Annotated in this window: 20 protein-coding genes; all 20 read left to right on the forward strand. The window is 39.9% G+C overall.

Features of this window, described 5'->3' with window-relative positions:
- Positions 1-9 precede the first annotated feature (9 nt).
- The 20 genes from rplE (at position 10) to truA (ending at position 11,951) form a co-directional block, all read left to right on the forward strand.
- A complete protein-coding gene (gene rplE / locus IGL31_RS00340; protein WP_002288671.1) occupies positions 10-549 on the forward strand; it encodes a 50S ribosomal protein L5 in 540 nt (179 codons plus the stop codon).
- Between the two features lie 18 nt (positions 550-567).
- Positions 568-753 (forward strand): type Z 30S ribosomal protein S14, encoded by a 186-nt coding sequence (locus tag IGL31_RS00345; protein ID WP_086299945.1) that lies wholly within the window; start codon positions 568-570, stop codon positions 751-753.
- Between the two features lie 35 nt (positions 754-788).
- Complete coding sequence (gene rpsH / locus IGL31_RS00350; RefSeq protein ID WP_002288675.1) at positions 789-1,187, forward strand: 30S ribosomal protein S8; 399 nt, start codon at positions 789-791, stop codon at positions 1,185-1,187.
- A 31-nt stretch (positions 1,188-1,218) separates the two neighbouring features.
- On the forward strand, positions 1,219-1,755 hold the full coding sequence (gene rplF, locus IGL31_RS00355) for a 50S ribosomal protein L6 (RefSeq protein ID WP_002288677.1): 537 nt from the start codon (positions 1,219-1,221) through the stop codon (positions 1,753-1,755).
- A 160-nt stretch (positions 1,756-1,915) separates the two neighbouring features.
- Entirely contained in the window at positions 1,916-2,272 is a 357-nt protein-coding gene (gene rplR / locus IGL31_RS00360; protein WP_002288679.1) for a 50S ribosomal protein L18, read from the forward strand.
- Positions 2,273-2,292: 20 nt separating this feature from the next.
- Complete coding sequence (gene rpsE, locus IGL31_RS00365; RefSeq protein ID WP_002288681.1) at positions 2,293-2,793, forward strand: 30S ribosomal protein S5; 501 nt, start codon at positions 2,293-2,295, stop codon at positions 2,791-2,793.
- Between the two features lie 14 nt (positions 2,794-2,807).
- The gene (gene rpmD / locus IGL31_RS00370) at positions 2,808-2,987 is read left to right on the forward strand and encodes a 50S ribosomal protein L30 (protein WP_002288686.1); all 180 of its coding nucleotides are present in this window, start codon (positions 2,808-2,810) and stop codon (positions 2,985-2,987) included.
- Positions 2,988-3,030: 43 nt separating this feature from the next.
- Positions 3,031-3,471 carry a 50S ribosomal protein L15 gene (gene rplO, locus IGL31_RS00375; RefSeq protein WP_002288687.1) on the forward strand — a complete coding sequence of 147 codons (441 nt, stop codon included), beginning with the start codon at positions 3,031-3,033 and terminating at the stop codon, positions 3,469-3,471.
- Positions 3,471-4,766, forward strand: a complete 1,296-nt coding sequence (gene secY, locus IGL31_RS00380; protein ID WP_002288688.1) for a preprotein translocase subunit SecY — start codon at positions 3,471-3,473, stop codon at positions 4,764-4,766. The genes rplO and secY overlap by 1 nt, the downstream gene beginning before the upstream one ends.
- Before the next feature lie 61 nt (positions 4,767-4,827).
- Positions 4,828-5,475, forward strand: coding sequence for an adenylate kinase (locus IGL31_RS00385; protein ID WP_002288690.1), 648 nt, complete (start codon positions 4,828-4,830; stop codon positions 5,473-5,475).
- Positions 5,476-5,665: 190 nt separating this feature from the next.
- Complete coding sequence (gene infA / locus IGL31_RS00390; RefSeq protein ID WP_002288695.1) at positions 5,666-5,884, forward strand: translation initiation factor IF-1; 219 nt, start codon at positions 5,666-5,668, stop codon at positions 5,882-5,884.
- A 32-nt stretch (positions 5,885-5,916) separates the two neighbouring features.
- The gene (gene rpmJ, locus IGL31_RS00395; protein ID WP_002288710.1) at positions 5,917-6,033 is read left to right on the forward strand and encodes a 50S ribosomal protein L36; all 117 of its coding nucleotides are present in this window, start codon (positions 5,917-5,919) and stop codon (positions 6,031-6,033) included.
- Between the two features lie 17 nt (positions 6,034-6,050).
- Positions 6,051-6,416, forward strand: a complete 366-nt coding sequence (gene rpsM / locus IGL31_RS00400; protein WP_002288713.1) for a 30S ribosomal protein S13 — start codon at positions 6,051-6,053, stop codon at positions 6,414-6,416.
- 27 nt (positions 6,417-6,443) lie between these two features.
- On the forward strand, positions 6,444-6,833 hold the full coding sequence (gene rpsK, locus IGL31_RS00405; protein WP_002288714.1) for a 30S ribosomal protein S11: 390 nt from the start codon (positions 6,444-6,446) through the stop codon (positions 6,831-6,833).
- A 79-nt stretch (positions 6,834-6,912) separates the two neighbouring features.
- On the forward strand, positions 6,913-7,851 hold the full coding sequence (locus IGL31_RS00410; protein WP_002288715.1) for a DNA-directed RNA polymerase subunit alpha: 939 nt from the start codon (positions 6,913-6,915) through the stop codon (positions 7,849-7,851).
- A 27-nt stretch (positions 7,852-7,878) separates the two neighbouring features.
- Positions 7,879-8,259, forward strand: a complete 381-nt coding sequence (rplQ, locus tag IGL31_RS00415; RefSeq protein WP_002288716.1) for a 50S ribosomal protein L17 — start codon at positions 7,879-7,881, stop codon at positions 8,257-8,259.
- Between the two features lie 271 nt (positions 8,260-8,530).
- A complete protein-coding gene (locus IGL31_RS00420) occupies positions 8,531-9,370 on the forward strand; it encodes an energy-coupling factor ABC transporter ATP-binding protein (protein WP_002288720.1) in 840 nt (279 codons plus the stop codon).
- A complete protein-coding gene (locus tag IGL31_RS00425) occupies positions 9,346-10,215 on the forward strand; it encodes an energy-coupling factor ABC transporter ATP-binding protein (RefSeq protein ID WP_086299944.1) in 870 nt (289 codons plus the stop codon). Before IGL31_RS00420 ends, IGL31_RS00425 begins: the two co-directional genes overlap by 25 nt.
- Positions 10,205-11,002, forward strand: coding sequence for an energy-coupling factor transporter transmembrane component T family protein (locus IGL31_RS00430; RefSeq protein ID WP_002288724.1), 798 nt, complete (start codon positions 10,205-10,207; stop codon positions 11,000-11,002). Before IGL31_RS00425 ends, IGL31_RS00430 begins: the two co-directional genes overlap by 11 nt.
- 202 nt (positions 11,003-11,204) lie before the next feature.
- On the forward strand, positions 11,205-11,951 hold the full coding sequence (gene truA / locus IGL31_RS00435; protein WP_002298563.1) for a tRNA pseudouridine(38-40) synthase TruA: 747 nt from the start codon (positions 11,205-11,207) through the stop codon (positions 11,949-11,951).
- The last annotated feature ends 369 nt before the right edge of the window (positions 11,952-12,320 follow it).

Genomic DNA, 12,320 nt, shown 5'->3' on the forward strand with positions numbered 1-12,320 from the left:
TCTTACTGAATGAACCGCCTAAAAGAAAAATATCTTAAAGAAGTAACTCCATCATTGATGGAAAAATTTAACTATAGCTCTGTTATGCAAACACCTAAAGTTGAAAAAATCGTCATCAACATGGGTGTTGGTGATGCGGTATCAAACGCTAAAAACTTAGATAAAGCAGTTGAAGAATTAACTTTGATCACTGGTCAAAAACCAATGATTACAAAAGCTAAAAAATCAATCGCTGGATTCCGTTTACGTGAAGGAATGCCAATTGGTGCAAAAGTTACATTGCGCGGAGAAAGAATGTACGAATTCTTAGACAAATTGGTTTCTGTTTCACTACCACGTGTACGTGACTTCCATGGTGTAAGTAAAAAAGCCTTTGACGGTCGTGGAAACTATACTTTAGGTATTAAAGAACAATTGATCTTCCCAGAAGTAGATTATGATTTAGTAGATAAAGTACGTGGTATGGACATCGTTATTGTAACAACAGCAAACTCTGATGAAGAATCTCGTGAGTTGTTGACACAATTAGGCATGCCATTCCAAAAATAATTAAAGGAGGCGAACTACGTGGCTAAAAAATCAATGATTGCTAAAAACAAACGTCCTGCAAAATTTTCAACACAATCTTATACTCGTTGCGAACGTTGCGGACGTCCACATTCAGTTTATCGTAAGTTCCATCTTTGCCGTATTTGCTTCCGCGAACTTGCCTATAAAGGTCAAATTCCCGGCGTGAAGAAAGCTAGCTGGTAAAAAGTAAATTCGCATAAGAAGGAGGTAAAAGATCAATGGTCATGACAGATCCAATTGCAGATTTTCTAACTCGTATCCGTAACGCAAACATGGTTAAACATGAGTCTTTAGAAGTACCTGCATCAAAAATTAAACGTGACATCGCTGAAATCTTGAAACGTGAAGGTTTCGTTCGTGATGTTGAATACATCGAAGATGACAAACAAGGCGTGATCCGTGTTTTCCTAAAATTTGGTAAAAACGGCGAACGTGTTATCACAAACTTAAAACGTATCTCTAAACCAGGTTTGCGTGCTTATGTCAAAGCTGACGAAGTACCAAAAGTATTGAACGGTTTAGGTATCGCAATCATTTCGACTTCTGAAGGTGTTGTCACTGATAAAGAAGCTCGTGAAAAAAATATCGGCGGCGAAGTTATCGCTTACGTATGGTAATCAAGTAGAATCTACAAGGAGGTGTCTTTAAGTGAGCCGTATCGGAAATAAAGTCGTTGTTATCCCTGAAGGAGTAACAGTTACTCAAGACGGAAACAACGTTACAGTTAAAGGACCAAAAGGTGAATTGACTCGTACTTTTTCAGCAGATATCAAAATGAATATCGAAGGAAACGAAGTAACTTTCACTCGTCCAAACGACAGTAAAGAAATGAAAACAATTCATGGAACAACTCGTGCGAACTTCAACAACATGGTTGTAGGTGTCAGCGAAGGTTTCCAAAAAGCGTTAGAACTAATCGGGGTTGGGTACCGTGCACAATTACAAGGATCAAAACTTGTATTGAACGTTGGTTACTCACATCCAGTAGAAATCACACCACCAGCTGGAGTAACTGTTGAAGTACCAGCTAACACACAAGTAATTGTTAAAGGTGCGAACAAAGAAGAAGTTGGCGAATTAGCTGCAAACATTCGTGGAACTCGTCCTCCAGAACCTTATAAAGGTAAAGGTATTCGTTATGTTGGCGAATATGTACGCCGTAAAGAAGGTAAAACTGGTAAATAATCGTTTAGAAAAATTGCATAGAAGCCAGCAGCAGGAAAAAGGCATTTGGCTGAAGTTTACCTTCAAAAAAATACATTTTTACTTGTGCCGCAGCTTCTATTTTTCGAAACGTATTTACTGCTTGAAATAGTAGTACAATAAAAATAAAGAGGTGACAATTGTGATTACAAAACCAGATAAGAACAAAACACGTCAAAAGAGACATCGTCGTGTACGTAACAATATCTCTGGTACTGCTGAGCGCCCACGCTTGAACGTTTTTCGTTCTAACAAAAACATCTACGCTCAAATTATTGATGACGTAGCGGGTGTAACGCTAGCAAGTGCCTCTACCTTGGATAAAGAAATTTCAGGTGGAACAAAAACAGAAGCAGCACAAGCTGTCGGTAAACTAGTTGCTGAACGTGCAGCTGAAAAAGGCATTAAAGTAGTAGTCTTTGACCGTGGTGGATACCTTTACCATGGCCGTGTGCAAGCTTTAGCTGAAGCTGCTCGCGAAAATGGACTAGAATTTTAGAAGAAGGAGGAATACCATTCATGGTTTATATCGATCCAAAACATTTGGAATTAGAAGACCGCGTTGTTGCAATTAACCGTGTAACAAAAGTTGTTAAAGGTGGACGTCGTCTACGTTTTGCTGCTTTAGTTGTTGTCGGTGACAAAAACGGACACGTAGGATTTGGTACAGGTAAAGCTCAAGAAGTTCCTGAAGCAATCCGTAAAGCAATTGAAGATGCGAAGAAAAACTTAGTTGAAGTACCTATGGTTGGTTCAACAATCCCACACGAAGTAATCGGTGCTTTTAGTGGTGGTAGAATCCTAATGAAACCTGCTGTAGAAGGTTCTGGGGTTGCTGCTGGTGGACCAGTTCGTGCCGTATTAGAATTAGCTGGGGTAGCAGATATCACTTCTAAATCTTTAGGCTCAAATACACCAATCAACGTTGTTCGCGCAACAGTTGAAGGTTTGAAACAATTGAAACGTGCAGAAGAAGTTGCAGAACTTCGCGGCAAATCAGTTGAAGAATTAATCGGATAAGGAGGACAACAATAATGGCTGAATTAAAAGTTACTTTAAAACGCAGTATTATCGGACGTCCTCAAAACCAACGCGATACAGTTAAAGCGTTAGGTCTTACAAAGATTAACAGTTCAGTGGTTAAGCCTTCTAATGAAGCAATTAAAGGCATGATCAATACTGTTTCTCACCTAGTGGACGTTGAAGAAATTTAATTTAGAAAAATCATAACTAGAACATTAAGGAGGTGCCAAACCTATGAAACTTCATGAATTAAAACCTGCTGAAGGTTCACGCCAAGTACGTAACCGTGTTGGTCGTGGTACTTCATCTGGTAACGGAAAAACTGCCGGACGCGGACAAAAAGGACAAAAAGCTCGTTCAGGCGGCGGTGTGCGTTTAGGATTTGAAGGGGGACAAACACCATTGTTCCGTCGTTTACCAAAACGAGGATTCACAAACGTGAACCGTAAAGACTATGCAGTCATTAATCTTGATGTATTGAACCGCTTTGAAGACGGAGCTGAAGTAACTCCTGTTGCTTTAGTTGAAGCTGGAATCGTGAAAAACGAAAAAGCTGGAATCAAAGTATTAGCTAATGGGGAACTAAACAAGAAATTAACTGTGAAAGCAGCAAAATTCTCTAAAGCAGCTCAAGAAGCAATTGAAGCGGCTGGTGGATCAATCGAGGTGATCTAATGTTTAGACTATTAAAAGATGCTTTTAAAGTAAAAGACATTAGATCGAAAATCCTATTTACTGTATTTGTGTTGTTTGTATTTCGCCTAGGTGCACATATTACTGTACCAGGCGTAAATGCTGCTTCATTGCAAAACCTTTCTTCTTTGCCATTTTTCAACATGTTGAACTTGGTAAGTGGTAGTGCGATGCAAAACTTTTCCATTTTCTCAATGGGGGTTTCACCATACATTACTGCTTCTATCGTCATTCAGCTTCTTCAAATGGACATCGTGCCTCGATTTGTTGAATGGTCGAAACAAGGGGAAGTTGGTCGTAAAAAACTGAATCAAGCGACTCGATATCTGACATTAGTATTGGCATTTATCCAATCTGTCGGTATCACTGCTGGATTCAATCAATACGCTCAATTAGGTTTCGTGAATAATCCTAACGTAGCAACTTACGTAACGATCGGTTTGATTCTAACAGCCGGTACGATGTTTGTTACTTGGCTAGGAGAACAGATCACAGAAAAAGGTATCGGAAATGGCGTATCAATGATCATTTTTGCAGGTATCATTTCTAGATTGCCTGAAAGTATCAGAGAAATTTATGAAGATTACTTTATAAATATTGATCCTTCAGACATATGGAAATCTGCTATTTTTGTGGCCATTTTACTAGTAGCGGTCTTGTTGATCGTGACATTCGTAACATTTTTCCAACAAGCTGAACGCAAGATCCCGATCCAATATACGAAACGCGTAGCTGGCGCGCCTACAAGCAGCTATCTGCCGTTGAAAGTAAATGCAGCTGGAGTTATTCCAGTTATCTTTGCTAGTTCGTTTATTGCTACGCCAAATGCTGTTTTACAAGCATTGAGCGGTAGATTCGGTTCTGAAAACTGGTACAAAGTGATGATGGAGATCTTTAACTATAATACAGCACCTGGTGCTACGATTTATACGATTCTGATCGTTGCCTTCACTTTCTTCTACGCCTTTGTTCAAGTAAATCCTGAGAAATTAGCGGAAAACTTGCAAAAGCAAGGAAGTTATATACCAAGCGTACGCCCTGGTAAGGGGACTGAAGAGTATGTCTCAAGATTACTGATGCGTTTAAGTACAGTTGGTGCAGTCTTCCTTGGTTTAGTGGCATTGCTTCCAATCATTGCTCAAATGGTTTGGGATCTTCCACAATCAATCGGATTAGGCGGTACAAGCTTACTGATCGTTATCGGTGTAGCTTTAGAAACTGCGAAACAGTTAGAAGGCTTAATGCTGAAACGTAAATATGTTGGATTCATTGAGTAAGAAAGCGTGTTGAGGTTTCCCCTCAACACACGTTCTCACACATTTATTAGGAGGGAAAACAATGAACCTCATTTTAATGGGGCTGCCAGGCGCAGGTAAAGGAACACAAGCTGAAAAAATCATTGATGCTTATGGTATTCCGCACATCTCAACAGGAGATATGTTCCGCGCAGCGATGCAAAACGAAACAGCTCTTGGCCTGGAAGCAAAGTCTTATATGGATAAAGGTGCATTAGTTCCTGATGAAGTAACAAATGGAATCGTGAAAGAGCGACTAGCTGAACCAGATACAGAGAAAGGCTTCTTATTAGATGGCTTTCCACGTACGCTAGATCAAGCAAAAGCTCTGGACGCAATGCTAAAAGATTTGAATAAAAAAATTGATGCTGTCATCGATATCCATGTTGGTGAAGAAATCTTGGTCGAACGTCTAGCCGGCCGATTTATCTGCAGCAATTGTGGAGCAACTTACCATAAAATTTTCAACCCTACAAAAGTTGAAGACACATGTGATCGTTGCGGTGGGCATGAATTCTATCAAAGAGAAGATGATAAACCTGAGACGGTTAAAAATCGTCTGGCTATCAACATCAAAAATAGTGAACCAATCTTGGCTTATTATAAAGAACAAGGTTTGCTAAACACTATTGATGGTGCTCGTGAAATCGATGCTGTATTTGCAGATGTACAAAAAATCATTGAAAAATAGCACGATTGCCCGTAGCCGACTTGCATTATGCAGTTACTCTTGTCAAGTTCAATAAATTATGATAGAATATGTCAGTCCGACTTCTAGAGAATCCTCTAGATGATCCATTTTGAGAATTTTGAGGTGGGAACTGCAGTTTCCGCCATTTTATCGTGTGAAAATGCGAAACAAGTACAAGGAGGTACTGTGCGTGGCAAAAGAAGATATGATTGAAGTCGAAGGTACAGTCGTCGAAACTTTGCCGAATGCAATGTTTAAAGTTGAACTAGAAAACGGACACCAAGTTCTTGCTACTGTTTCAGGTAAAATTCGTATGCATTACATCCGTATCTTACCTGGTGACAAAGTAACGGTTGAATTGTCTCCATACGATCTTAACCGTGGCCGTATTACTTATCGCTTTAAATAATTGTACTCCGTAAAACTACAGGAGGTATTATCATGAAAGTAAGACCATCAGTAAAACCAATGTGCGAACATTGTAAAGTAATTCGTCGTAAAGGACGCGTTATGGTGATTTGCCCAGCAAATCCAAAACATAAACAACGTCAAGGATAATTGGAGGTGCTATAAATATGGCTCGTATTGCAGGAGTAGATATTCCTCGTGATAAACGTGTAGTAGTTTCACTTACTTATATCTATGGTATTGGTAACACTACTGCTAAAAAGATCTTAGCTGATGCTGGTGTATCTGAAGATGTTCGCGTTCGTGAATTAACGAATGAACAAACAGATGCTATCCGTGCAGAAGTAGATAAATTAAAAGTTGAAGGGGATCTTCGTCGTGAAGTGAACTTGAACATCAAACGTTTGATGGAAATCGGTTCTTACCGTGGAATCCGTCATCGCCGTGGATTGCCTGTTCGTGGACAAAACACGAAAAACAATGCACGTACTCGTAAAGGCCCAGCTCGCGCTATCGCTGGCAAGAAAAAATAATTCTTAAGTGAAGGAGGTTAAAACTTCATGGCAGCAAAAAAAGTGAATCGTAAACGCCGTGTGAAGAAGAATATAGAAGCAGGTATTGCACATATCCATTCTACATTCAATAACACTATCATCATGATCACTGATACTCACGGAAATGCATTAGCGTGGTCATCAGCTGGTTCATTAGGTTTCAAAGGAAGCAAAAAATCAACTCCTTTTGCCGCTCAAATGGCAGCAGAAACTGCTACAAAAGCAGCAATGGAACACGGATTAAAGACTGTTGAAGTAACAGTTAAAGGACCTGGTTCTGGACGTGAAGCAGCAATTCGTTCATTACAAGCTACAGGTTTAGAAGTGACTGCAATTCGTGACGTGACTCCAGTTCCTCATAATGGTGCCCGCCCTCCAAAACGCCGTCGTGTTTAATGAGTGCCGCTCATTTTGAGTTTTATCAGTAACGTCATTGAACAAGACACTTTTCGTTTTGAAAGGGGTAAAGATAAGAATGATTGAGTTCGAAAAACCAAGAATCGCAAAAATTGATGAAGAAAAAGATTATGGCAAGTTCATCGTTGAACCTCTTGAAAGAGGGTATGGGACTACTTTAGGGAATTCCCTACGTCGTATTTTATTATCTTCTTTGCCAGGTGCTGCCATCACTAATATTCAAATCGATGGTGTACTGCATGAATTCTCTACCATCAAAGGTGTTAGAGAAGACGTCACTCAAATCATCTTGAACATTAAAGGCTTAGCGCTGAAAATGTATGGCCAAGAAGAAAAAACCCTTGAAATCGATATTACCGGACCTGCTACAGTAACTGCTGGCGATATTATCGTTGATAGTGATGTAGAAATTCTTAACAAAGATATGTACATCTGTAGTGTCTCTGAAGGAGCTACGTTCCATGCTCGCTTAACAGTGAAACCTGGACGTGGTTATGTTCAAGCAGATGAAAATAAAAAAGAAGATATGCCAATTGGCGTTCTTCCAGTCGATTCAATCTACACACCTGTTCGTCGTGTGAACTATCAAGTTGAGAACACACGTGTTGGACACCGTGAAGATTTTGATAAATTGACGATGGAGATTTGGACAGATGGTTCAATTGAACCGTTGGAAGCAATGAGTTTGTCTGCGAAAATCATGACTGAACATTTGGATATTTTTGTGAACTTAACTGATGAAGCAAAAAATGCTGAAATCATGGTCGAAAAAGAAGAAACACAAAAAGAAAAAATGTTGGAAATGACGATCGAAGAGTTAGACTTGTCTGTTCGCTCTTACAATTGTTTGAAACGTGCAGGAATCAATACTGTACAAGAACTTACAAATAAATCTGAGCCTGAAATGATCAAAGTCCGTAACTTAGGACGTAAATCATTAGAAGAAGTTAAAGCAAAATTGCACGACTTAGGTTTAGGTTTACGTAAAGAAGATTAAAACCTTTTACGAAGGAGGGAAACCAACGTGAGTTATCGTAAACTAGGACGCACATCTAGCCAACGTAAAGCGATGTTGCGTGATTTAACAACTGATTTATTAATCAACGAACGTATTGTGACTACTGAAGCTCGTGCGAAAGAAGTTCGCTCAACTGCAGAAAAAATGATCACTTTAGGTAAACGCGGAGATTTGCATGCACGTCGTCAAGCTGCGGCTTTCGTACGTAATGAAGTTGCCAGCGTGCGTGAAGAAAATGAGGACATCGTCATTGAATCAGCTTTACAAAAACTGTTCAACGATATTGCACCTCGTTACGCAGAACGTCAAGGCGGATACACACGCATTTTGAAGACAGAACCAAGACGCGGTGATGGTGCACCAATGGTTGTCTTAGAACTTGTCTAAAATCACACTAATAACATCACTTTATAGATGATTCTTTTAGAGTGTTATGATGTTGGAAGATATTTTTCCGAGTCTAGCTCAGCGCTGCTCCTCAAGCGAATATCGCTTGGGGAGTAAGCACTCATCATAAAGTGTTTTTTTATACCTTCAATTACCTGTCATGACAGATATGTTTGAAGGCATAAAAAAACATTTTAAGCGAGAAATAATTGAAAATTTTGTCTTTTTTTGATAGTGTTAGTAGGAACTTTAGGATGAAGAAGGAGTAATCATGGAGCCAATTATTGAATTAGAAAAGATAAATTATAAATACCAGCCAGATGATCTTCGCCCCGCATTGAAAGATGTCTCCTTTACAATTGATAAAGGTGAGTGGATCGCTATTATTGGACACAATGGTTCAGGAAAATCGACACTTGCCAAAACGATCAATGGATTGCTTCTGCCAGAATCAGGGATCGTGAAAGTGGGAAATCAAATATTGGATGAAGAAAATATTTGGACGATCCGACAGATGGTTGGAATGGTTTTTCAAAATCCAGACAATCAGTTTGTTGGTTCGACAGTAGAAGATGACGTTGCTTTTGGTCTTGAAAATCAAGGGATTCCCAGAGAAGAAATGCTAGTGCGTGTGAAAGATGCACTTGAGAAAGTTAGAATGGCTGAGTTTGCTTCACGCGAGCCTGCTCGTTTATCAGGAGGGCAAAAACAACGTGTTGCCATTGCCGGCGTGGTTGCCTTACGACCTGATATCATTATTTTAGATGAAGCAACCAGTATGCTAGATCCAGAAGGTCGTGAAGAAGTGATCTCTACGATCAAGAAGATCAAAGAAGAAAGTCAATTGACCGTTATATCTATCACTCATGATATTGATGAAGCAGCTAATGCCAATCGGATACTAGTGATGAGACAAGGAGAACTTGTCCGCGAAGGTACACCAAAAGAAATTTTTTCTGCTGGTCCTGAACTGATCGACTTAGGTCTGGATCTACCATTTCCTGAAAAACTGAAGAGCGCACTGAAAGAACGTGGGGTTGATGTGCCAAGTGAATATATGACAGAAGAAAGGATGGTGGATTGGTTATGGACATCCGTTTTGAACAAGTAGACTTCACTTATCAGCCGAATACACCATTTGAACAAAGAGCCTTATTTGACATCAATATGACGATCAAAGAAAACAGTTATACTGCATTAGTAGGGCATACCGGAAGCGGGAAATCAACCTTACTTCAGCATTTGAATGCGCTTGTTAAGCCAACAAGCGGTACAGTCCATATTGGAGAACGAGATATTCAGCCGGATACGGATAATAAGAATTTAAAGCCCATCCGAAAAAAAGTTGGCATCGTCTTTCAGTTTCCAGAAGCACAGCTATTCGAAGAAACGGTAGCAAAAGACATTGCTTTCGGTCCTAAAAACTTTGGTGTCAGCGAAGAAGAAGCACTAGTCCTAGCAAAAGAAACATTAGAACAAGTTGGGCTGGATGAAAGCTATTTGGAACGTTCGCCATTTGAACTTTCAGGAGGGCAAATGCGTAGAGTAGCAATCGCTGGTGTGCTTGCCATGAGGCCGGAAGTACTTGTATTGGATGAACCAACGGCAGGACTTGATCCCCAGGGTAGAAAAGAAATGATGGAGATGTTTTGGCGTCTTCATAAGGATCAGCAGATCACTATTGTATTAGTTACGCATTTAATGGATGATGTAGCCAATTTTGCAGATTATGTCTATGTGTTGGAAAAGGGACGAATCGTTAATAGCGGGGAGCCGCAAGAGGTCTTTCAAAACATTGAATGGCTAAAAGAAAAACAACTAGGCGTACCTACTGCCACCGAGTTTGCAGAAGAATTAATGGCTAAAGGGATGAACTTTGCTACCTTGCCTTTGACAGCTGAAGAATTAGCAGACGCTATCGTCCATTATGCTGGAGGAAATGCCCATGATGAATAAATTGATATTTGGTCGTTATATGCCTGGAGATTCCTTGATCCATCGATTGGATCCCCGAGCTAAATTATTAGCCAGTTTTTATTTTATCGGAATCATTTTTTTAGCAAATAATTGGGAAACGTACCTTTTGTTGGCATTTTTCACATTACTTTCTGTCTTCTTGTCAAAAGTAGATTTGAAATTTTTTATCCGAGGCATTCGCCCATTGATCTGGCTAATCCTCTTCACTGTAGCTTTGCAGGTCTTGTTTACAAGTGGCGGAGAAACTTATTGGAGTTGGGGTGTTTTCCATATCACTGAATTTGGTGTGATGAACGGCCTCTTTATTTTCTGTCGATTCGTGTTGATCATTTTTATGTCGACTCTACTCACGCTTACTACACCGCCTTTGGAATTATCGGATGCGATTGAGTACTTGCTTCGTCCATTGAAAGCCGTACGGTTCCCAGTCCACGAAATTTCATTGATGCTGTCGATTGCTCTTCGTTTTGTGCCTACATTGATGGACGAAACAGAAAAGATCATGAACGCTCAGCGCGCTCGCGGTGTTGATTTTGGTGAAGGAAACCTAGTTCAGAAAATGAAAGCAGTCATTCCTTTGCTGATTCCTTTATTTGTCAGCAGCTTCAACCGTGCGGAAGATCTTGCGACTGCTATGGAAGCAAGAGGCTACAAAGGTGGGGAAGGAAGAACGAAATATCGTGTATTGCATTGGCATAATAGAGACACGATGGTTATCATTGCTTTTGTATTATTAACTGTGCTACTGATCTTTTTAAGAGGATAAACGTTCAGTGGGCCGCTATCTATTCTTTTCTTGCTGATCTGTTTGCAAGAAAGGATGCGAGCAGTGTATGACAAGAAATATTAGGGTCTGTGGCAGACTAAGGTCACAGGCCTCTTTCTTTTATCTGAAAAGAAAGAACGAAAAAATTTTATAAAAAAATCATTATTCCAGATAACCTTTTAGGAACAAAGGAGAGAAAAACATGGTACGTTACAAAGCAATCATTGCGTACGACGGAACAAATTTTAATGGATTCCAAAAACAGCCAAATGGGCGTACTGTTCAAGAAGAAGTAGAAAAAACATTACAAAAAATGGCAAATGGAAAAGAAATCACGGTCTTTGGTTCGGGAAGGACAGATGCCGGAGTACATGCGATCGGGCAAGTAATCCATTTTGATTATCCAGAGGAGCGTCCGTTAGAACGAATGCGTTTCGCGCTAGATACCCAGTCACCAGAGGATATTGCTGTAAGACAAGTAGAAATTGTTTCAGAAGACTTCCACGCAAGATATTTGGTCAAAGAAAAGACGTATCAATTTCGAGTGGATATAGGGAAACCACGCAGTCCTTTTCGACGCCATTATGCAAGTTATTTTCCTTACCCACTTGATTTGGAAAAAATTCAGCGGGCGCTTCCTGATTTATTAGGGACTCACGATTTCACCTCTTTTTGTGCATCAGGAAGCTCGATAGAGGATAAAGTACGTACGATCTACGAGGCTAAGATGGAGGTAAATGAAACAAAAGACGAATTGTTGTTTACATTTAGGGGAAATGGCTTCTTGTATAAGATGATACGGATCTTAGTAGGAACGCTTTTGAAAATTGGCAATGGCCGATTGCCTGAAGATAGTATCCCAGATATTATTGCGAAAAAAGATCGTAATGCAGCAGGACCTACAGCACACCCTGAAGGACTTTATTTGTATGAAGTGAAATATGAATAAGAGGTTATGATAGAAGTGGTCAGCTTCAAGAAATAAGAAGGTATTTACGAAAATTACTTCTCAAAATTTTGCAAAATTTCGGCTTATTTTCGAAGAAGCTACTTCTGGAACACCGTGAATCAGAGGTTGTGAAAAAGCTGCCCTGCATCAAGCAATAAGCCCAGCCAAACCAAAATAGCTCCTCATATTTTTCGTTTGGCTGGGCTTATTGCCGCAGATGCAAGCTTTTGAACACCGTTTAAGGAAGAGGTTGTGAAATCAGCGTTTTGACCTGAGTATTAGAGAAACAAACGGAAAAATAGTTCCTCATATTTTGCCGTTTGTTGAGCTAATACCGAAGGTCAGCTGATTGAACACCGTTTAAGAAAG

Source organism: Enterococcus sp. MSG3290 (assembly GCF_050555565.1).
In the GTDB taxonomy this organism is placed as follows: domain Bacteria; phylum Bacillota; class Bacilli; order Lactobacillales; family Enterococcaceae; genus Enterococcus_B; species Enterococcus_B faecium.